At 68.4% G+C, this 21,566-nt stretch carries 15 protein-coding genes and 2 riboswitches; of the genes, 8 read left to right on the top strand and 7 right to left on the bottom strand.

Annotation, left to right across the window (positions count from 1 at the left end; genetic code table 11):
• Window positions 1–77 precede the first annotated feature (77 nt).
• Window positions 78–518, bottom strand: a complete 441-nt coding sequence (locus LA521A_RS12800; RefSeq protein WP_281779264.1) for an EF-hand domain-containing protein — start codon at window positions 516–518, stop codon at window positions 78–80.
• A gap of 422 nt (window positions 519–940) precedes the next feature.
• On the opposite strand from LA521A_RS12800, the gene LA521A_RS12795 reads away from it, so the two are divergent.
• The gene (locus tag LA521A_RS12795; protein WP_281779263.1) at window positions 941–3,595 is read left to right on the top strand and encodes a M1 family metallopeptidase; all 2,655 of its coding nucleotides are present in this window, start codon (window positions 941–943) and stop codon (window positions 3,593–3,595) included.
• A gap of 288 nt (window positions 3,596–3,883) precedes the next feature.
• Here the strand turns inward: LA521A_RS12795 and LA521A_RS12790 are convergent, their stop codons facing one another.
• The 3 genes from LA521A_RS12790 to LA521A_RS12780 all read right to left on the bottom strand — a co-directional run bounded on the left by LA521A_RS12790 (window position 3,884) and on the right by LA521A_RS12780 (window position 7,867).
• Window positions 3,884–4,243: a response regulator gene (locus LA521A_RS12790; RefSeq protein ID WP_281779262.1), complete on the bottom strand. Its 360-nt coding sequence runs from the start codon at window positions 4,241–4,243 to the stop codon at window positions 3,884–3,886.
• A 107-nt stretch (window positions 4,244–4,350) separates the two neighbouring features.
• Window positions 4,351–6,861 carry a PAS domain-containing hybrid sensor histidine kinase/response regulator gene (locus tag LA521A_RS12785; protein WP_281779261.1) on the bottom strand — a complete coding sequence of 837 codons (2,511 nt, stop codon included), beginning with the start codon at window positions 6,859–6,861 and terminating at the stop codon, window positions 4,351–4,353.
• A 295-nt stretch (window positions 6,862–7,156) separates the two neighbouring features.
• Window positions 7,157–7,867, bottom strand: coding sequence for a response regulator (locus LA521A_RS12780; protein ID WP_281779260.1), 711 nt, complete (start codon window positions 7,865–7,867; stop codon window positions 7,157–7,159).
• 174 nt (window positions 7,868–8,041) lie between these two features.
• On the opposite strand from LA521A_RS12780, the gene LA521A_RS12775 reads away from it, so the two are divergent.
• The 7 genes from LA521A_RS12775 (at window position 8,042) to LA521A_RS12745 (ending at window position 16,420) form a co-directional block, all read left to right on the top strand.
• Window positions 8,042–8,827 (top strand): methyltransferase domain-containing protein, encoded by a 786-nt coding sequence (locus LA521A_RS12775; RefSeq protein ID WP_281779259.1) that lies wholly within the window; start codon window positions 8,042–8,044, stop codon window positions 8,825–8,827.
• 67 nt (window positions 8,828–8,894) lie between these two features.
• Window positions 8,895–9,173, top strand: a complete 279-nt coding sequence (locus LA521A_RS12770) for a DUF4242 domain-containing protein (protein WP_115842889.1) — start codon at window positions 8,895–8,897, stop codon at window positions 9,171–9,173.
• A gap of 31 nt (window positions 9,174–9,204) precedes the next feature.
• A complete protein-coding gene (locus tag LA521A_RS12765; protein ID WP_281779258.1) occupies window positions 9,205–10,182 on the top strand; it encodes a hypothetical protein in 978 nt (325 codons plus the stop codon).
• Between the two features lie 83 nt (window positions 10,183–10,265).
• Window positions 10,266–10,796 carry a hypothetical protein gene (locus LA521A_RS12760; protein WP_281779257.1) on the top strand — a complete coding sequence of 177 codons (531 nt, stop codon included), beginning with the start codon at window positions 10,266–10,268 and terminating at the stop codon, window positions 10,794–10,796.
• Between the two features lie 261 nt (window positions 10,797–11,057).
• Window positions 11,058–13,511, top strand: a complete 2,454-nt coding sequence (locus tag LA521A_RS12755; protein WP_281779256.1) for a two-partner secretion domain-containing protein — start codon at window positions 11,058–11,060, stop codon at window positions 13,509–13,511.
• Between the two features lie 186 nt (window positions 13,512–13,697).
• Window positions 13,698–15,416 carry a ShlB/FhaC/HecB family hemolysin secretion/activation protein gene (locus LA521A_RS12750; protein ID WP_281779255.1) on the top strand — a complete coding sequence of 573 codons (1,719 nt, stop codon included), beginning with the start codon at window positions 13,698–13,700 and terminating at the stop codon, window positions 15,414–15,416.
• Between the two features lie 521 nt (window positions 15,417–15,937).
• Window positions 15,938–16,420, top strand: coding sequence for an OmpA family protein (locus LA521A_RS12745; RefSeq protein WP_281779254.1), 483 nt, complete (start codon window positions 15,938–15,940; stop codon window positions 16,418–16,420).
• A 518-nt stretch (window positions 16,421–16,938) separates the two neighbouring features.
• Here LA521A_RS12745 and gcvP read toward each other — a convergent pair.
• From gcvP to LA521A_RS12730, 3 genes are all read right to left on the bottom strand, one after another.
• Complete coding sequence (gene gcvP, locus LA521A_RS12740; RefSeq protein ID WP_425494516.1) at window positions 16,939–19,839, bottom strand: aminomethyl-transferring glycine dehydrogenase; 2,901 nt, start codon at window positions 19,837–19,839, stop codon at window positions 16,939–16,941.
• Between the two features lie 51 nt (window positions 19,840–19,890).
• Window positions 19,891–20,009, bottom strand: a riboswitch (glycine riboswitch).
• A gap of 3 nt (window positions 20,010–20,012) precedes the next feature.
• Window positions 20,013–20,113, bottom strand: a riboswitch (glycine riboswitch).
• A 63-nt stretch (window positions 20,114–20,176) separates the two neighbouring features.
• A complete protein-coding gene (locus LA521A_RS12735; RefSeq protein ID WP_281779252.1) occupies window positions 20,177–21,037 on the bottom strand; it encodes a pirin family protein in 861 nt (286 codons plus the stop codon).
• An 83-nt stretch (window positions 21,038–21,120) separates the two neighbouring features.
• Complete coding sequence (locus tag LA521A_RS12730) at window positions 21,121–21,492, bottom strand: hypothetical protein (RefSeq protein ID WP_281779251.1); 372 nt, start codon at window positions 21,490–21,492, stop codon at window positions 21,121–21,123.
• Window positions 21,493–21,566: the final 74 nt, after the last annotated feature.

Here is a 21,566-nt window from a genome sequence, read left to right as displayed (position 1 = left end):
GCCCGCTGTCGTTTGCCCTCACCCCAACCCCTCTCCCGCCGGCGGGAGAGGGGCTTCATCACGAACGACGCGGGCAGTTACGGCCCGCTCTTCGCCGACCGCATTTCCTTGTCGTGGCCGGCCTTCATCTCCGCGGCGGTGAGGTTGCCGTCGCCGTTGGTGTCCATCCTGGTGAACATCTGCGCCGAGCCGGCATCGTGTTCGGCCGCTGAGATCGCGCCGTCGCCGTCGGTGTCGATCTTCTTGATCTTCTCCGCGGACGACATCTTCATCTTGTCGCCCTTGCCGGCCATCTTGCTGGCGTGGAACGCGTCCATCTCGGCGGCGGTGACCTTGCCGTCGCTGTTGGCGTCCATCTGCGTGAACATCGTCTTGGCGCCCGCGGCGTGTTCGGCCGAACTGACCATGCCATCAGAGTTGGTGTCCATCAGCTTGGCCTTGTCGTCGCCGGCCATCGCGGCGGCCGGTGCGAGCAGCAGCACGCCCAGCCACAGTGCCATCGAGTTACCTGATTTCATCGCGCCCTCCCAGGGTTGTCTTCAGGTAGGCGGGAGGGTGCGCGCGGTTTCGTTGGATGTGCGTCAAGAAGGCGCGAAAACCGCCGCAATGGTTGAAGTTGGTGAACGCGAACCGCCCGGCAGGCAACTCTTACCGGGCCCGGCAAACCCTGCGCGTGGAATCGCAAGGGGTCCGACGTCGGCGCGGCGGTGCATGGGCCGCACGGGTGGCACGGCTCTTGCGGTCCTTCCTACATGGAGGCCGCACGCTGGGCACCTTGTCGCGGAGATGCACAACCTGCGTTTCCGGCCCACGGCGCGGCCTCCTTCCTTTCCCCTCTGTGATCGATGCCGCACCCCGGCGGCGCCGCGCTGCCGGCAGGACGGGCACACTGCGCCTCTGGCACTGTGCCTTCCATCCACGATCACGAGGTTGTCGAACGATGCGCCGTACCCTGGTAACCGCCGTCGCGCTGGCCCTGGCCAGCTTCACCGCAGCTTCGACGGCGGCCCCCGCCGCTCCCGGTGTCCCCATGAGCCGCCCCGCCACGACGACGCAGTTGCCGCGGAACGTGGTGCCCACGCACTACGACGTGGCGATCACCCCCGACATCGCCGGGCTCACGCTGGCCGGCAAGGCGACCATCGCGCTGCAGGTGATCGAGCCCACGCCGACCATCACGCTCAACGCCCTCGACATGACCTTCGCCTCGGCCGCGCTCACGCCAGCGAGCGGCAAGGGTCGCGCGTTGACGCCGAAAGTCGCCGTCGACAACGCCGCGCAGACGGCCACCTTCACCTTCGACAAGCCGCTCGCGCCCGGTGCCTACCGGCTCGCGCTGGATTACACCGGCAAGATCGGCACGCAGGCCAACGGCCTGTTCGCCATCGACTACGACACCGCATCGGGCAGCAAGCGCGCGCTGTTCACGCAGTTCGAGAACTCCGATGCGCGCCGCATGATCCCGTCGTGGGACGAGCCGGCGCACAAGGCGACCTTCACCCTCACCGCCACCGTGCCCACCGGGCAGATGGCGGTGAGCAACATGCCCGCGACGTCCACGACGGACCTTGGCAACGGCACCACGCGCGTGGCGTTCGCACCGTCGCCGAAGATGTCGACGTACCTGCTGTTCCTCTCCGTCGGCGATTTCGAACGCGCCACCACGCAGGCCGAAGGCGTGGAAGTCGGCGTGGTCACGCAGCGCGGCGCGATCGACCAGGCGCGTTTCGCGCTGGATTCCTCGGCCGACGTGCTGCGCGAGTACAACGACTACTTCGGCACGCCATACCCGCTGCCCAAGCTCGACAACGTCGCCTCGCCGGGCGCGAGCCAGTTCTTCAGCGCGATGGAGAACTGGGGCGCCATCTTCACCTTCGAACACACCCTGCTGCTGGATCCGAGCATCTCCACGCAGTCCGACAAGCAGCGCGTGTTCGCGGTGGCCGCGCACGAGATCGCGCACCAGTGGTTCGGCGACCTGGTCACGATGAGCTGGTGGGACGACCTGTGGCTCAACGAAGGCTTCGCGACGTGGATGGCCTCGCGCACCACTTCGATGCTGCATCCGGAATGGAACACGCAGCTGGAGGCGATCGGTTCGCGTGAATCGGCGATGGCGCTGGATGCTGTGGAATCCACGCACCCGGTCGTGCAGCACGTCGAGACGGTCGAACAGGCGAGCCAGGCCTTCGACTCGATCACCTACGAAAAGGGCAGCGCGGTGATCCGCATGCTCGAAGGCTACGTCGGCGGCGACGCATGGCGCGAGGGCGTGCGCAGCTACATGAAGGCGCACGCATACGGCAACACGGTGTCGGACGACCTGTGGCGCGAGATCCAGAACGCCGCCGGCAAGCCCGTGCTCGACATCGCGCACGACTTCACGTTGCAGCCGGGCATCCCGATGCTGCGCGTGGCCGCCGGCAAGTGCGAGAACGGCCGCACGACGCTGACGCTCACGCAGGACGAGTTCACGCGCGATCGCCCCGGCAAGACGCCGCTGCGCTGGCGCGTGCCGGTGATCGCGCAGGCCGCCGGTGGCGAGCCGGTGCGCACGGTGGTCGAAGGCGGGACGGGCACGCTCGACGTGCCGGGCTGCGGCACGGTCATCGTCAACGCCGGGCAGAGCGGCTACTACCGCACGTTGTATGCGCCGGCGCAGTTCGCGGGCATCCGTTCGGATTTCGCGAAGCTCGACGCGATCGACCAGCTCGGCGTGATGAACGACGTGTGGGCGCTCGGCATGGCCGGCCTGCAGACGCCGTCGGATTACCTCGACCTGGTGAAGGCGACGCCGGTCGATGCCGACCCGCAGATCTGGGGCGACATCGCCGGCGCGCTGCGCAGCCTTGACAATTATTACCGCGGCGATGCGGCGCGGCAGGCGAAGTTCCGCGCGTTCGCGATCGCGCAGCTGGCGCCGGTGTTCGCGCGCGTGGGCTGGGACGCGAAGCCGGGCGAGGCCGATCCGGTGAAGGTGCTGCGCACGGACCTGATCGAATCGCTCGGCGCACTAGGCGATCGCGGCGTGATCGATGAAGCGCGTCGTCGTTACGCGTCGCGCGATGCCAATGCCTTGCCGGGCGAGTTGCGCCGCAGCGTGCTCGGCGTCGTCGCGCGCCATGCCGACGCCGCGACGTGGGAGCGCCTGCATGCCGCCGCGAAGGCGGAAAAGACGCCGCTGGTGAAGGACGACCTGTACATGCTGCTGTCTTCCACGCAGGACGCCGCGCTCGCGCAACGCGCGCTGGAGCTCGCGCTCACCGATGAGCCCGGTGCGACCAACAGCGCCGGCATGATCCGCACCGTCGCCGGCCTGCACCCGGACCTCGCGTTCGACTTCGCCGTCGCGCATCGCGAGCAGGTCGACACCAAGGTCGATTCGACGTCGCGCTCGCGCTATTACCCGCGTCTTGCGAGCAATTCGCTGGATCCGGCGATGGTCGGCAAGGTGCGGGCGTACGCGGACGCGCACGTGGCGCCGAGCTCGCGCCGCGCATCGGAAAACGCGATGGCGAACATCACCTATCGCGTCGGCGTGAAGAAGCAGCGGCTGCCGGCGATCGACGCGTGGCTGGCGAAGCACAAGGGGTGAGAACATCACCGTCATCCCGGCGAAGGCCGGGATCCAGGCTCGTAACGTCCGGATACCGCGTTGGAGGTCTCGACACTCACCGTCATTCCAGCGAAAGCTGGAACCCATCCGCTTTCGCTTCCGATCGCCCTTCGCGACGCGGGCTCCCACCGATGCAGTTCACGCTAGACGGAAACCGTGACGCGCCGGATGGATGGAGTCCCGTCGTCGCGGGAATGACGCGAAGGGTGGAAGCCTGGCAGTGCACTTCAGCGGGCGTGCATTCGCAAACCCCGTGCACACGCGCACTCAATGCGGCCGAGCCTGCTCCACCATCGATTCCACCGCCTCGATGATCCGCTCGTAGGTGTACGGCTTGCGCACCAGCTCGCAGTCGTGGAAGTCCTCGGGGATCGTGTCCTTCGAGTACGCCGACGCGAACGCGAACGGGACGCCGCACTCGCGCAGGCGGTTGGCGAGCGGGTACACCTGCTCGCCCTGCACGTTGATGTCGAGCAGCGCGACGTCGACGCGTTCATGGTCGGCGATGTCGAGCGCATCGGACAGCCGCGCCGCGCCGAGTACGTGGTAGCCCGCGTCGGTCAGCAGGTCTTCCAGTGCCATTGCCAGATACGCCTCGTCCTCGACCATCAACACGTTGGGTTTCATGAATACGCCGCTTGCCGCATGCCAGCGCGCATGGTGCCGCATGCGTTCGTAATGGGAGCGTCATGATTTCGTGTCGGCGCGCGTTGCTTGCGACTATCGCATGCGATTCAGGCGTCGCGCGCGCCGCGATCGGCCAGCACGTCATCGACGATGCGCGACAGTTGGGCGTGGTCGATCGGCTTGCGCAGCACGGCGCGCAGCATGTTCGCGGGAAGCAACGGCTCGCGGATGCGATCGGCCAGTCCCGTGTACAGCAACACCGGCAGGTGCGGTGCGATCGGCTCCAGCGCCTGCGCGAGCTGCACGCCGGTCATCGACGGCATCGAGTGGTCGGTGATGACCAGCCGGTAATGCGCGGGCGATTCGCGCACGCGCGCGAGCGCCAGTTCAGGCGTGGAGACGAAATGCGCCTCCAGTCCCCAGTTCGACAGCAGTTCGCACATGAACTCGCCGACGCTGTGCTCGTCGTCCACCACCAGCACGCGGCCTTCGCGCCGCGCGACGCCGAGACGATCCGAACGCCGTCGCGAAGGCGTCGGACGCGCGGCTTCCGGGCACGCGGGCAGCAACACGCGGAACGACGTCCCGCGCCCCGGCTCGGTGTCGACCAGCAGGTGGCCGCCGTGTTCATGCACGATCCCGTGCACCGTGGCCAGGCCCATGCCGGCGCCTTTTCCGGGCGGTTTCGTCGAGAAGAACGGATCGAACATGCGCTCCAGCACCGCCGATTCGATGCCGGGGCCCGTGTCGCCGACGCTCAGTTCGACGAACGCGCCTTCCACGGGCTGCCGGCATGCCGCGCATTCGGCCGCCTCCACGCGCGTGTCGCGCAGGGCGAGCGTGAGCCGGCCTTCGCCCTGCATCGCATCGCACGCATTCACGCACAGGTTGAGCAGCACCTGGCCCAGCTGCACCGGGTCGAACTGCACCGCGCACGCGTTCGACTGCACGTCCTGTTCGACGCGGATGCCGTCGGCGAGCGCCGGGCCGAGCACGGCGAGGTTCTGCTCGATGCACGAGGCGACGTCGATCGCCTGCGCCTGGCCCTTCTGGCCGCGGCTGAACATCAGCATCTGCTGGATGAGGTCGCGCGCGCGTTCGCACGACTGCAGCGCCTGGTCGAGATAGCCCGACAGGCGCGCGTCCTCGCCGTCGTCGCTGCGCTCGTGCGCGAGTGCGACGTAGCCCATGATGCTGGCGAGCAGGTTGTTGAAATCGTGCGCGATGCCGCCGGTGAGATGGCCGAGCGCCTCCATCTTCTTCGCCTGCAGCAGCTGCGCTTCCAGGCGCCGACGACGCTGTTCGGCTTCGGTGCGTTCGGTGATGTCGCGCAGATACCCGATGAACACCTTACCGGCCGCACTGTCGTGCACGCCCACGGCGAGCTCGGCCGGAAACTCGCTGCCGTCGGCGCGCAACGCCACGACTTCGAGCCGCTTCTTGAGCACCGGCCCCGGACCGCCTTCCAGATAAAGCTTCAGACCGAACTGGTGTCGCTCGCGGAAACGTTCGGGAATGATCGTGTCCGCCAGCGAGCGGCCGATCGCGTCGCGCTCGCGGATGCCGAAACACGCTTCCGCTGCCGGATTGAACTTCACGATCATGCCGCGTTCGTCCATCGCGATGATGCAGTCCAGTGCGGCGTTCACCGTCGCGCGCAGGTGTTCGGCGTTGCGCTGCGCGGCGTCTTCCGCGCGCTGGCGCTCGATTTCCGCCGCGGCGCGCACGGCGAAGATCTTCATCACCGATTCGATGAACTCGGGTTGTTCGAGCGGGCGCCGCGAGACGATGGAGATGATGCCGAGGGGTTTCCCCTGCGCATCGTTGAGCGGGAAGCCGGCGTAGCTTTCGGCGCCCATCTCGATGAAATCGTCGTCCAGCGGGAACAACGACGACAACCCCGCGGGGTAGAGCCGGAAGCCGTGGCCCACCACGGTGTCGCAGGCGGTGTTCGCGATGGCGTAGTCGAAGTGCTCGCGCGGCTTGTCGTCGGCGACGAAGGCGAGGATGTGCATCATCGCCGGATCGTCCTCGCGGACCTGCGCGATGAAAGCGACGTCGACATCGAGGATCGCGGCGAGGTAGCGCGAGAGTTCGACGAACAGGTTGCGGCCGTACGCGCCCGACACCGCGAGCGCGGAACTGGTCAGCGCGGTTTCCACCTGCTTGCGGCGCGTGATGTCGGTGGCGATGCCGCACACCGCGTACGGCACCTGGTCGATGCCGAGCAGCGGGAACTTCGCCGACAGGAACGTGCGTTGCTCGCCGGCGAACACGCCGCTTTCCTCGAACTCCATCGCGCGCGCTTCCAGTAGCACGAGCATGTCGTTGCGGCGCAGCGCGGCGGCCATTTCCGGTGGAAAGATGTCGCGATCGTTACGGCCGATGAGCGCGTCGGCTTCCCGCCCGGTGAGGCGCTCGAACTCGCGGTTGACGAACAGGTAACGGCCGGCGCGATCCTTCGCGAACACCGCCGCGGAGGTGTTGTCGAGCACCTGCTGCAGGCGCAGCTCGCTTTCGCGCAGTGCGCGCTCGCGCTCGTCGATGGGCGAGGACTGCGCGGTCGAGGCTTCGATGGGCGAGGGGTCGACCTGCGGCGTGGCGTTGCCGGTATTCATCGGCGCATCCCGTGGGGGCGGGTGGGGCGAGTATAGGAGCGGGTTTCCGCGTGCGGCGACGGTGTTACAGGGCTGAAACAAAAAACGCCTCGATGTCGCGGAGCTTCGGCCTCTCTCCTGATCGGAGAGGGCTCGACATCCCTGCGCAGCGACAGCGGCAGGGAAGAATCCTTCTCCCGCGCGCGGGAGAAGGTGCCGGCAGGCGGATGAGGGCGAACCGTCGTCACCGCGCTTCGCCCTCACCCCAACCCCTCTCCCGCGAGCGGGAGAGGGCTGAAAGCAAGGCTCAGACCTGCTACGGCACGAACATGTACCCCACGCCGCGCACCGTCCGTATCGCTCGGGGATTGTCGGGATCGACCTCCACCTTGCGCCGCAGGCGCGCGATGCGGATGTCGATGGAACGGTCGAACGGCTCCCACTCGCGGTTCTTCGTCAACGTGAGGATCGCGTCGCGCGAGAGCGCCTTGCCCGCGTGTTCGTGCAGCACGCGCAGCAGGTCGAATTCCATGTGCGTGACCATCACCTCGCTGCCGTCGCTGTCGAACAGCTGGTGCGAGTCGAGGTCCAGCTCGCAGCGGCCGAATGGGACGCGTCGTGCGTTCTGCACCGGCGCTTGCGCGGCGTCGGGGCGCGCCTGTATGCGCCGCAGCACGCTCTTCACGCGGGCCAGCAGTTCGCGCGGATCGAAGGGTTTGGCGACGTAGTCGTCGGCGCCGATTTCCAGTCCGACGATGCGGTCGATCACGTCGCCCGAGCCCGTCACCATGATGATGCCGACGTCGTAACGCTCGCGCAGGAAACGCGCGAGCGTCAGCCCGTCCTCGCCGGGCAGGCGGATGTCGAGCAGCACCAGGTCGGGCGCCTCGCGTTCGAGCTCGCGACGCATGCCGGCGCCGTCGCCCGCCTGCAATGCGCGGAAACCGTGGGTCGCGAGCGCTTCGAGCAGCATCTCGCGCGTGGGCTGGTCGTCGTCGACCACCAGGACGCAGGGCGTGTGGGCCATCGCCGTACCTGTCATCGCCAAGGGATTGCCGGGTGGGCATCCTGCCGCATGTCGGGCGCAGTATCCGCCCCTGTTACCAAGCGTTACAAATCCATCGACACGGGACATCGGACCGTTACCGGCCGTCCGTAGATTGGCCCCATGCCGGCAACGCGCCGGCGAAGAGAGGCCAAGATGAGCCGTTGCCCGCTCGCGCTGGACACGATGACCCTGAATCGGCAGGTGCGCGCGACCTACGAGCGCGTCGCCCGGGCCCCGGGCAGCGGGTTCCATTTCCACACCGGCGCCGACTACGCCGTGCGTACGTTGCGTTACGACGCCGCCGAGCTCGCCGCGCTGCCCGCCGCCTGCACCGAACGTTTTTCCGGCGTCGGCAACCCGCTGCGCATCGGCACGATTCCTGCCGGGGCCGTGGTGCTGGACCACGCGTGCGGCGCGGGCATGGACCTGCTGCTCGCCGCGAAAGCCGCCGGCCCGACCGGTCGCGCGATCGGCGTGGACCTCACGCCCGGCATGCGCGCCAGTGCGCTGCGCGCCGCGGCGCAGGCGGGTCTGCTCGAACGCGTGCGCGTCCACGAAGGCACGTTCGAAGACCTGCCGATGGAGGACGCGAGCGTCGATGTCGCCATCTCCAATGGCGTGTTGAACCTCGCGCCCGACAAGCCGCGCGTGTTGTGCGAGATCGCGCGCGTGCTCAAGCCCGGCGGCCGCCTGTTCCTGGCCGACGTGGTGCTCGATCGCGAACTCGCGCAGGGCGTGCGTTCGAACGCCGACCTGTGGGCCTCGTGCATCGGCGGTGCGGTGACGGAGCCGGCGCTGATGCAGCTGCTGGGCGAATGCGGATTGCACGACGCAGCCGTGATCGAACGCTTTGAGTGCTTCGCCGGCACCGACATCGACCGCAAGTTCCACACGCACCTGCACGCCTACGGCGTCAACGTGCTCGCGTACAGGCGCTGAAGGCGCATCCAATCCCGCCGGCCCCGCCGGTCATCCGCGCCGCGCAGGCGCACCAAGGAGAGTCGTCATGTTCAAGAAATACGTGATCGAACGGAACATCCAGGGCATCGGCGCCCAGCCGATGGAAGCGCTGTGCGGCGTCGCGCTGCAGTCCAACAACGTGCTCGACGAACTGGGCACCGACATCCAGTGGCTGCACTCGTACGTCACGGCAGACAAAACGTATTGCGTGTACATGGCGCGAGATGAGGCGCTCATCCACGAACACGCGAAGCGGTCCGGCTTCCCGGCAAATTCGGTCGCCGAAGTGAAGGCCGTGCTGGATCCCACCATGGCGCCTGCGTGAGGCAGGCGCGACGAGATTGCTGGAGTCACGAATGAACGCTGCAACTGCCCGCACCACCGCCCCGCAATGGAATGCCGAAGTGGCGGCCGCCGACGCAGCCCGGTATGCGCGCTGCATCGAAGTGTCCAGGCGCGTGCGCTGGGAGATCGACCGCGACGTGATCCGCGGCCGCGATTTCGACTTCGATCGCACGTTCCTGCCGGCCGGGCTGTCGCTGGTGGATCGCATGGACTTCCTCGACGCGGACGAGCGCCGCTTCTTCAGCCAGGTGCAGGGACGCACCTACGCGTGGATGTTCGGCCTGTGCGAGCGTTTCATCGGCGCGAAGATGCTGCAGACCTCGGGCCTCCACTGGCTCGGCGACCAGCACGCGCTGGAAGCGCTGGTGCGTTTTTCCTACGAGGAGATCAAGCACCAGGAGCTGTTCCGCAGGCTGGAGGCGCTGCTGGAAGCGCGCATGCCCGACGGCCACGCGAAGATGGCGCAGGCCAACGCGGTGGCGCAGTTCGTGCTGGCGCGCCGCAACTGGGCGGTGCTGGCGCTGGTGTTCATGATCGAGCTGTTCGTACAGCGGCACTACGAGGAAAGCATCGCGCCGACGCAGGAACTGTGCCCGCTGTGGAAGGACGTGTTCCTGTTCCACTTCCGCGAAGAGTGCCAGCACAGCGTGCTGGACGAGATCGAATGGCGTGCCGAAAACGCGCGCATCGACCACGTCGAACGCGAGGCGGCCATGGACGACCTGGTCGCGCTGCTGGGCGCGGTGGACGACATCCTGCGCGCACAGGCCGATGCGGACGCGGCGTACTTCGTCGCCGCATGCGGACGCCCGTTCGGCATGCGCCAACAGCTGCTCGTGCTCGACGTGCTGCGTCGTGCGTACCGCTGGCAGTACATCGCCTCCGGTGCGCGGCATCCGCGCTTCGTCCAGGTGCTGGCCGAGCTTGCGACGCCGGCGCAGCGGATGCGCTTCGACGCATCGCTGGCGTCGATCGTCCCGGACGACTGATCCGAAGAACGACCCATTCCCCCGATTGCTTCACGCCCCACACGGCGACCGTTCGCGGCCGCCGACCGACAGGACTTGCCGATATGAGAACGATGACCCTGATGGCCGCGCTGGCGATGGTCGCGGCGACCCACTCCATCGCCACCCGTACCGCCGCCGCGAGCGACACGACGACCACGACCGCATCCGCGATCCACACCTTCGACCTGCCCACCGTGCGCGTGTACGCCACGGTCGAACGCGACGCCGACGCCGTCGCGCTGCAGGAACCGCGCATCCACGACCTCCCCCCGGTGCGCGTGCAGGCGGTTCGCGACGAGCGCGACGTGGCCGACGTGCGCCGCACGGCACTGGCGATGCGCACGCCCGCCGCGCGGCGTGCCTCGCTGGCCATCCCGCGTGGGTCGTCGCGGCGCGGCATCGCGCCGGAACGCGGCACGCCGTCGCAGGCCGAGGTCCGCTTCGACCGGTGGATCGCGCTGACGTGCGTCATCCGCATGCGCCTGACGCGCGTGTGGCCGATCCAGCACTGCAACGACGGGTCGCAAGGCGCGGGCACCCGGATGCGCACGGGCGTTTCGATGCCCGTGTCGCTGGTCGAACGACGACGATGAGGCGAACGCATTCGCGTCACGACGGAGCCCCGCCATGCGGGGCTTCGTCGTTTTCGGGCGAGTGACTCCCGGCTAAGCGCACGAGGAGAGGTTGGGAAAAGTCTCATACCCGCGCGTACGGACGGCCCCTAGAGTCCGTCACCGGTGTCAAACGGGCCGGCAGCGGTCGCGCGATGCCACCGCGGCCGGGCTGCGTCACCCGCCCGGAGAACCCGGCGTCCACGACGCCGGTTGCAACATCCCCACAGAAAGAGAGTTCGCATGAACCAATTCGAAGCACGATACGAAGCCGACGACCTGTCGGCGTCGCAACACGCCCTGCGCGTCCTGAAGCCGACCGTCCTCGCCGTGGCGATGGGCTGCGTCGGCAGCGCATGGGCCGCCGATGGCGGCGTCGTCGTCAACGGCACCGGCCGCATCGCCACCTCGGGCGCGGCGACCACCGTCACCCAGTCCACCGACAAGATGGTAGTGAACTGGAACAACTTCGACATCGCCCAAGGCCAGTCGGTCACCTTCAAGCAGCCGACCGCTTCGTCGGCCGTGCTGAACCGCGTCGTCGGCCCGGTCAAGGCCACCGACATCCAGGGCGCGCTGAACGCCAATGGCCGCGTGTACGTCGTCAATCCGGCGGGCGTGATGTTCGGCTCCTCGGCCGTCGTCAACGCCGACAGCCTCGTCGCCTCGACGCTGGACGTCAGCGCGCAGCAGTTCATGGCCGGCGGTCGCCTGGCCGGTACGCAGCGCGTGCTCGATCTGACCTCGAACGCGCCCAACGCTTCGGTCGTCAACCAGGGCACGATCAACGCTCGCCAGGTCGCCCTGCTGGGCAGCCAGGTGCTGAACAAGGGCGCGATCAACGCCACCGGCGACGTCACGCTCGGCGCGGCCGACACCGCCACGCTGACGCTGACCGGCTCGGGCTTCTCGGTCGCCCTGGGCGCACCGGAAGTGAACGCGCTGGTCGACAACGGCGGCGTGATCGTCTCCAAGGGCGGCGACGTCCGCCTGACCGCCGCGGCCACGGGCGACGTCCTGCGCAATGCCGTGCGCAGCACGGGCACGATCGAAGCGCGTCGCGCCACCACCGGCGCCGGCGGTTCGATCGAACTGCGTTCGGATGCCGACGGCCAGGCCAGCCTGGGCGGCAAGATGATCGCCGACAACCGCATCAACGTCGAAACCGCGCCGCGCATCGCCGGCAGCAAGGGCGGCAACATCGTCGTCGAGCCGATGACGCAGCTGCAGGCCTCGGAAGTCGCGCTGAACGCGGTCGGCAAGACGCTCACCTCCAACGCCGCCTACACCGCCAACACGGTGACTCTGGCCGGCGACAAGGTCGTGGTGAACGCACCGGTCCTCGCCGCGCGCGACGTCAACGTGTACGGCAACGCCAGCGTCGTGCAGAACGCCAACGTCACCGGCTCGGGCCGCGTGTCCATCAACGGTGCCAGCATCCAGCAGGCCGCCAGCGTGGTCACCAGCGGCGGCGCGGTCGAACTGACGTCGAACCAGGACACCGGTTCGATCGCCGCATCGACCATCGACGCGCAGCAGGTCCGCATCGCGGGCAAGACCGTCGCGCTGAACGGCGACGTCAAAGGCAAGTACGGCGTGGACGTGACCACCGGTCGCGGTGGCGCCATCAATGCCGCCAAATCGGTCGCTTCGGAAGCCGGCGCCGTGAACCTCACCGCCACCGGCGCCGAATACGGCAGCACGGGCGCATCGAAGGTCGCCACGCGCGGCGCCGTCACCGGCAACGCCGTCACCTTCAGCGCCGATGCAGTCGAGGTCTACGCGCCGGTCACCGGCAAGTACGACGTCGTGCTGGGCGGTGGCAAGACCGGCGTCCGCCAGGAAGCCAACGTCGCCAGCCAGATGGGCAACGTGATCGAAACCGGCGGCGCGATCTACCACGCGGCCGGCGTCAGCACGACGGCGGCGCAGCGCGCCGAGTTCCGCGCTCCGGCGCAGGGCGTGCCGCTCGCGTTCAACCTCGGCGACATCAAGGCCACGCAGGTCGTGGTCGAGAACGCCGCCGGTGGCGTGAACCTCAACGGTGCGGTCTCCGGTGACGGCCTGGTCCAGGTCAACGTCGGCAAGGGCAACCTGACCACGTCGAAGCTGGTGCAGTCGAAGTACGGCGCGGTCGACCTCAACGCCACCAACGTCACCGCCAACGGCGCCATCGACGCACAGTCCGTGCGCGTTGCCGGCAACGGCGGCGCGGTGACGCTGGCCGGTCCGGTCACCTCGCAGGGCAACATCGACGCGCAGGCCACCACCACGCTGACGCAGAAGGGCAACCTGTCGAGCGCGCAGGGCAGCGTCACGCTGAACGCCGCGGCCATCGACCAGGCCACGTCCACCACGACGGCAGCAGGCGACGTGCGCATGTTCGGCACGACCATCAAGTCGGCCACCAACACGGCCGGCAACGAGATCGTGCTCAACGGCAGCGACGTCACCCTGAACGGCAAGCTGACCGCGCGTCGCGTCAGCGTTCCGGCCAATGCGAAGAACACGGCCGGCAACATCGTGATGACGCAGCCGGAGCCGATCTACCCGCAGCCGCAGCCGCAGCCGGCCCCGCAGCCGCAGCCGGCTCCGCAGCCGGGCGGCGAGTACGTGACGATGGCGCAGATGGTGCCGGGCGTGCCGTACGCGGCGGTGTGGGTCAACGGCGAAATGATGTTCGTCGCCGTGCGTTGATGCGCGTCGCCGGCGGTTCATCGCCAGCGATCGCGTCACATCCGCGCTTCGCGCGCGGGTGCATGGGAGGAAGGCGTTCGCGCCTTCCTCCCTTTTTCGTGTCATGGGCCGGCTTCGTGCCGTGCCACTCTTCCTCTTTTTTTGCGGTCCGGCGCATTGCGAGCGGACTGAAGGTTCGATCCTGTCGTGAATAGATCCACCGCTTCCGCGTTCCCGCGTCCGGGCTTGTCCTGCCTGTCGGTGCTGACCCTCGCCATGCTGCACACGCAGGCGCACGCGGCCGAACATGGCGTTACCTCCGGCGGGCTGCTTCGCCAGAATCCCGGTCTCACGCGCGCGTTCGGAACCTCCGATGACAGCAGCCAGCCGAGCGCGGCGAATGCGGACGTCACGCAGGCAGGCGATGCCGACGAACTGCGTTTTTCCGTGCGCGATTTCGAGTTCGACGGCGAGATGACGCCGGAAGAGCGCACGCGCGTGGACGCGTACATCGCGCCGCTGCGCGGTCGCGAGATGACGCTGAGCGCGCTTCAGGTCATGCGCGCCGAGTTGACGGAACTGCTGTACCACGACGGCGAATCGCTCGTGCGCGTGCTGCTGCCGCAGCAGACGATCGAAAAGAACGGCGTCGTGCAATTCCAGATCGTGCGCGGGCGCATCGAGCGCGTCGTCGTCGAAAACGCCTCACAGGTGGACACCGCGCGCATCGAGGCGATCCTGCACGGCACCGGCGTCGCCGACCCCAAACTGCGCGACATCGACGCACGCATGCGCCTGGTGCGCGAGCTGCCGGGCGTCGGCCGCGTCGATGCGACGCTTGCGCCGGGCAAGTACCCCGGCGGCACGCTCGTTACCCTGACGGTCGCGTCCGGGCCGCAGCTCTACGGCATGGTCACCGGCGACAACGCGGGTTCGGTCGAAGCCGGCGAGCGCCGCATCGGCGTGATCGGCGGCACCAACAACCTGTTCGGTCGCGGCGATCGCTTCGAAGCGATGGTCTACGCCACGCCCAACGCCTTGCAGACGCAGGCGTCCGACGGCGGCCAGACGCGACTGGCGCGCCTGTCGTACGACACGCCGGTGGGGAAGGGCGCCTCGCGCGTGGGCGCCGCTGTTTCGTACGTGGGCTATCGGCTCGGCGGCGAGTTCGAAGGCCTCGGCAAGGGCTCGGCGGATGTCGCCAGCATCTACGCGACGCGGCCGGTGTGGCGCACGCGCAGCGACAGCCTCGATCTGGCCGCATCGATCGATCACAAGCGATTGCACGACGACCGCTTCGGCGACCTGCTGCAAAGCGATCGCCGCAGCACGGTGGCGAGTGTGCGCGCGGATGGTTCCGGTGTAGCGGGGCGCGGACGCTGGCGGCGCTATTACCGCTACGGCATGGGTGTCTCGTACGGCGGCATGGACATGACCGACCTGGATCGCACGAGTGGCGACGCCGCGACGCGGAAGCACACCACGTTCGTGAAGGCCGCGCCGTCGGCGAGCATCGTCGTTGCGCCGGTGTCGAGCCTGCAACTCAGCGCGCAGGTGCGCGGGCAGTGGGCCAATCGCAGCCTCGACGGCTCCGAGCGCATGAGCCTCGGCGGCCCCGGCGCGGTGCGCGCGTACGATCTCAACGCCGCCGCCGTCGACAACGCTGCCGTCGTGTCGCTGGAAGCCAGCCACGATTTCATCATTCCCAACACGCGCGTGAGCGCGTTCTACGACGGCGCGGCAGGCCGTTACCGTTCGGCGATGGGGTACGACTCGCGCCCGGTGAACCTGCAGGGCGCGGGCGTCGGCGTGAACTGGAACTGGAAAGGCATGCAGGCGCAGGTCAGCCTCGCGCGCCCGATCGGCCGTTCCAGCGAAGCGCCGAAGGACGACCAGCTGTGGGTGACGGTGGGCAAGTCGTTCTAAACCCGCAGAAGCCGCTGTTGTAGCCCGGATAGGCGAAGCGCATCCGGGACGCGGGACGGCCGATCAACCCCCGGTGCGACCTGCGGCCTTACCCGGGCTACAAACGCAGCTGTTGTAGCCCGGATAAGCGAAGCGCATCCGGGACGCGGGCAGCCGATCAACCCCGGGTGCGACCTGCGGTCTTATCCGGGCTACAAACGCCGGCGGGCATCACCGTGCCGGTCGTCGTTTCGGACGAATGCACCACGCGCGGGACGCGCGACTGCGAAAGCGTCGCTTGACATATCGCCGCGTGCAGCGGGCCAACTTCGACGCGCAATGGCTCGAACTTGCCCCGATCTGTCCGGCAAGTATGCAAACACCTGAAAACCCGCGATCTCGCCGCGCGATGCGGCGCAAAGACGCCGCGATCGTTCGCTCCGAAGCGTAAAACAAGCGACTTTCCTGAACTTCTGTCTAGTTTTTCGCTACGACTTATCTGAGTCGAAGCAGCGCGATCCGCGCACGAGCGGCTCGCGCCCATGCGTGCCAGCCAGACGCTGTGGAACCCGGCCGCATGCGCCGACGTCCTCGGCGGCATGCCGACGCAGGCCCAGGCCGTTGCCGCGCCGGCCAACGAGCCCGCGCGCGTCACGCAGTCGTTCGAAGTCTCGGCCGACGCGCTGTTCGGTTTCGACAGCGCGAAGCTGTCCGACACCGGCGCGGCCGCGCTGGAGAGCCGCATCATGACGGCGCTCAACAAGGCCGAGCACGTCGAGGCCTTGCGCGTGATCGGCTACACCGACCGCCTGGGCAGTGCCAGCTACAACCAGGCGTTGTCCGAACGTCGCGCGCTGGCGGTCAAGTCGTACCTGGTCTCGCGCGGCGTGCCGGGCGAGGCGATCCAGGCGCAGGGCGTTGGCGCGGCCGACCCGGTCGTCAACTGCCCGGGCGCGAAAAGCGCGAAGGTGGTCGAGTGCCTGAAGCCGAACCGCCGCGTGCGGATCGAGGTCGTCGCACGTTGATGCGGTGACTTCGGCGCGGGGTTGCCATTCCGCGTCGTGTACCTTGTCGTTAGTGGAAGCGCCCCGCGATTGCGGGGCGCTTTTTTTGTGCGGTGGTCGATTGCTGGCGTCGCTCGGCTGCCACCGCCCGCCACTGGCGTCCAGCGAAAGCTGGAACCCATTTGGGTCTTCGTGGCGGCACACAAAGCGTGCACCGCAAGCGCAGGCGTTGGCGCTCTGCCGACCCTCACCCCAACCCCTCTCCCGGTGGGAGAGGGGCTAAACCGCCGGCGTGCCGATTACCGCGGTCCACCTCAACTGTCATCCCGCCTCAACCGTCATCCCGGCGAAGGCCGGGACCCAGGCTGTCACGCGATCCGTTTCGTCACGTCATTCCAGCGAAAGCTGGAACCCATTTTTGATCCTCATGGCGGCACACAGAGCGCGCACAGCAGCTCACGCCAACACAAAAACAAAAAACGCCCCGCAATCGCGGGGCGTTCTCGTCGATCACCGCACGGCGCGGTCAGCCGATCCGATCAGGCCTCGACTTCGTCGTCCTTGTACGCATCCACCGGGATGCACGCGCACATGACGTTCTTGTCGCCGTAGACGTTGTCCACGCGCGCCACCGGCGGCCAGTACTTCTGCAGGCGCAGGCTAGGCAGCGGAAAGGCCGCCAGTTCGCGCGGATAGGCATGCGTCCACTCGCTCGCCGACACGGCCGTGGCGGTGTGCGGGGCGTTCTTGAGCGGGTTGTCCTCGCGATCGAGCTTGCCTTCCTCCACGGCGCGGATTTCGTCGCGGATCTGGATCATCGCGTCGATGAAGCGATCCAGCTCGTGCAGCGATTCCGATTCCGTCGGCTCGACCATCAGCGTGCCGGCGACCGGGAAGCTCAGCGTCGGCGCGTGGAAGCCGAAGTCGATCAGGCGCTTGGCGACGTCCTCGGCCGACACGCCGGTGAAATCCTTCAGCGGACGCAGGTCGAGGATGCACTCGTGCGCGACCAGGTCGTTGCGGCCGGTGTAGAGCGTCTCGTAATGCGGCGCCAGGCGCTTGGCGATGTAGTTGGCGTTGAGCAGCGCCACTTGCGTCGCGCGGCGCAGACCAGCGGCGCCCATCATGGTGATGTACATCCAGCTGATCGGCAGGATCGACGCCGAACCGAAGCTCGCCGCCGACACCATGCCCACCTCGCCGTTGCCGACGCCCTGCGTCTTCACGCCATCGGCGTGCAGCGCGCCCGGCAGGAACGGGGCCAGGTGCGACTTCACCGCGCACGGGCCGACGCCGGGGCCGCCGCCGCCGTGCGGGATGCAGAAGGTCTTGTGCAGGTTGAGGTGCGAGACGTCCGAACCCCACTTGCCCGGCTTCGCGACGCCGACCAGGGCGTTCATGTTCGCGCCGTCGGTGTACACCTGGCCGCCGTGTTTATGCACGATCTCGCAGATTTCCACGACGTCTTCCTCGAACACGCCGTGCGTGGACGGGTAGGTCATCATGATCGCGGCGAGGCGATCGCTGTACTTCTCGGCCGCGCGACGGATGTCTTCGATATCGACGTTGCCGTTCGCGTCGGTCTTGGTCACCACCACCTGCATGCCGCACATCTGCGCCGACGCCGGATTGGTGCCGTGCGCGGATTCGGGGATCAGGCAGATGTCGCGATGCGCCTCGCCGCGCGAGCGGTGGTAGGCGCGGATCGCCAGCAGGCCCGCGTATTCGCCCTGCGCGCCGGAGTTCGGCTGCAGGCTCACCGCGTCATAGCCGGTGCACTCGACCAGCATCGCTTCGAGTTCGTCGATCAGCTGCTTGTAGCCGGCCGCCTGCTGCGCGGGCGCCAGCGGGTGGAGGTTGGCGAACTCCGGCCACGTCACCGGGATCATCTCGGCGGTGGCGTTGAGCTTCATGGTGCACGAGCCCAGCGGGATCATGGTGCGATCCATCGCCAGGTCCTTGTCGGCCAGCGAGCGCATGTAGCGCAGCAGTTCGTGCTCGCTGTGGTGCGTGTTGAACACCGGGTGCGTCATGAACTGGCTGGTGCGCAGCAGGCCGCTGGGCAGCGCGTCCTCGACGCTCGCGTCCAGCGCGTCCACGTCGAGCGTGGCGCCGAACAGCGCGGCGATGGCGACGATGTCCTCGCGCGTGGTGGTTTCATCCAGCGAGATGCCGACGCTGCGGCCGTCGATGCGGCGCAGGTTGATGCGCGCCGCGTCCGCCTTCGCGTGCAGGGCGTTCGCGTCGACATCCACGACGTGCAGCGTGTCGAAGAAATCCGGGCCGACGGTGACGCCGGCATTGCGCAGCGCGGTGGCGAGGATCGACGCCAGGCGATGCGTGCGGCGCGCGATACGCACGAGGCCGTCCGGGCCGTGGTAGACGGCGTACATCGACGCCATCACCGCCAGCAGCACCTGCGCGGTGCAGATGTTGGACGTGGCCTTCTCGCGGCGGATGTGCTGTTCGCGCGTCTGCAGCGTGAGGCGGTAGGCGGCCTTGCCTTCGGCGTCGATCGACACGCCGATCAGGCGGCCCGGCATCGAACGCTTGTACGCATCGCGGCAGGCCATGAACGCCGCGTGCGGGCCGCCGAAACCGAACGGCACGCCGAAGCGCTGCGTGTTGCCGACCACGATGTCCGCGCCCCACTCGCCCGGTGCGGCGATCAGCGTCAGCGCGAGCAGGTCGGTGGCCACCGCGACCAGGCCGCCGCGCGCGTGGACCGCGTCGCTCAGCGCCTTGTAGTCGTGGATCTGGCCGAAGGTGTTGGGGTACTGCAGCAGGACGCCGAAGCTGTCGATGCTGGCCGCTTCGCTGTCGTCGCCGATCACCAGCTCGATCTCGAGCGGTTCGGCGCGCGTGCGCAGCACTTCCAGCGTCTGCGGGTGCACGCCGGCGGACACGAAGAAGGTGTTGGACTTCGACTTGGCCGAGCGCTTGGCCAGCGTCATCGCCTCGGCGGCCGCAGTGGCCTCGTCGAGCAGCGAGGCGTTGGCGATCTCCATGCCGGTGAGGTCGGCGCACATCGTCTGGAAGTTGATCAGCGCTTCCATGCGGCCCTGCGAGATCTCCGCCTGGTACGGCGTGTAGGCCGTGTACCACGCCGGGTTCTCCAGGATGTTGCGCAGGATGACGTTCGGCGTGTGCGTGCCGTAGTAGCCCTGGCCGATGAAGCTGCGGAAGACCTGGTTCTTCGATGCGACCGCGCGGATCTTGGCGAGCGCCTCGACTTCGGTGATCGGCGCCGGCAGCGCGAGCGGGGCGGGCGACTTGATCGAGGCGGGCACGATCGCGTCGGTCATCGCCTCCAGCGAGTCGAAGCCGACCGTGCGCAGCATCTGCGCGATCTCGGCGTCGTTGGGGCCGATGTGGCGGGCGATGAACGCGTCGTGGTTCTCAAGGGCGCGCAGGGTGTGCTTCTGGCTCATGCGGGGCATCCGGTCGTGGCTCGAAAGCCGGGCGTGCGCGGGCGCGCACGTGGAGTGCCCCTCTGTCCTTTTGCCTGAGAGTTTCAAAGCGCGGGGCGGGGAGGGAGACCCCGCTGGCTTCTTGCCCCTTCGGCGCCGGTTCCGTCCCGGGTGTGCGCGGGCGGTCGGTCTCTCCAGAGTGTGAGCCGACGGCGGTAATGGGGCCTGAGCGATTCCGGGCGTTTGCGCCTTCGGCAGCGGCTCCGACCCGTTCAGGTCCGGCCGCTTCTCCCACCGTCTGCTGGGTGCGAATCATACCGGTCGCGGGGCGATCCTGCCTCCGTTTCGGGCGCGCGGGGAGGGCGGATCAGCGCTCCGGCAGCGGGATGAACTCGTCGTCCCCCGGCACGTGGCCGAAGCGCCCGTCGACCCAGTCCTGCTTGGCCTGTTCGATGCGCTCCTTCGAGCTGGAGACGAAGTTCCACCACAGGTGGCGTGGCCCGTCGAGCGGCTCGCCGCCGAGCAGCATCGCCTTCACCGGCGTGCGGGCGCGCAGCTTCGGGCGCGTGCTCGCATCGAGCACCACCAGGTGCATCGCCGGGATGTCCGCGCCGTCGAGCTGCGCGTCGCCTTCCAGCACGTAGAGCGCGCGTTGCGGGTGGCTGTCGTCGAGGGCGAGCTCGGCGTCGGCGTCCAGGTCGATCGCGACGTACAGCGTGTCGGCGTACACGCGCACCGGCGATTCCTCGCCGTAGCCGCGCCCGGCCACCACGCGCAGCCAGCTGCCGTCGCGCCGCTGCTGCGGAAGCGTCGCCGCCGGATGGTGGAAAAAGCCCGGTTCGGCTTCCTCCGAACCGCGCGGCAGCGCGACCCAGGTCTGCATGCCGTGCAGCGGATGCTCGTGTTCGCGCAGCGTCGTGGGCGTGCGCTCGGAATGCGCGATGCCGCGGCCGGCGGTCATCCAGTTCACGTCGCCGGGGTTGATGTCCTGCAGGCTGCCGAGCGTGTCGCGGTGGGTGATCGTGCCCGACCACAGGAAGGTCACCGTCGCCAGGCCGATGTGCGGGTGCGGGCGCACGTCGATGCCGCGGCCGATCTCGAACACCGCCGGCCCCATGTGGTCGACGAACACGAACGGCCCGATCGAACGCGCCTGGATGCTCGGCACCGCGCGGCGCACCTGGAAGCCGCCGAGATCGTGCACGCGCGGGGAAACGATGAGGGTCATGGCCGGGCTCCGGACGTGGGGTCCGGGAGCGTGTCATATCCGGCGCGGGGCGGCACGTACCCGGGTGGCACGCACCGTGTCGATCAGCGGTCCACGGCGTCCACGCGCAACGTCGCGGGCGGACGCGGGCCCGGGCCGAGTCCGAGCAGCGTCACGCGCCATGCGCCGATCGCGCGCGGCTGTCCCTGTTCGGACGCCTTGAGCACGACGTCGAGCACCGCATCGGGTTTGACGAAGCGCAGGCGCACGTCGGCGTCGCCGGCATGGACGCACGTCACGTCCGGCGGGCAGCGCGAGTCGTTCGCCGTGTCGATGTACGTCAGGCGCGCGCCTTCGGGCAGCGACATGCGCTGGCCAGGATGCAGCCGTGCCTCGACCGGCAGCGCGACTTTCGGTGCACTTGCGCACGCGGCGAGGAGCAGGGCAGGCAGGACGGCGGCGAAGCGAAGCGTCATGTAGCTGATCGGCGGCTGAAGGGACGGCGGGAGTCTAGCCGTTGCGTGGCACGGCGCGGTGATTGCCGGGGCGT

The sequence above is a fragment of the Lysobacter auxotrophicus genome (assembly GCF_027924565.1).
GTDB classification, from domain to species: Bacteria; Pseudomonadota; Gammaproteobacteria; order Xanthomonadales; family Xanthomonadaceae; genus Lysobacter_J; species Lysobacter_J auxotrophicus.
The sequence above is the reverse complement of the archived record's forward strand: the minus strand, read 5'-3'. Positions and strand labels throughout refer to the sequence as shown.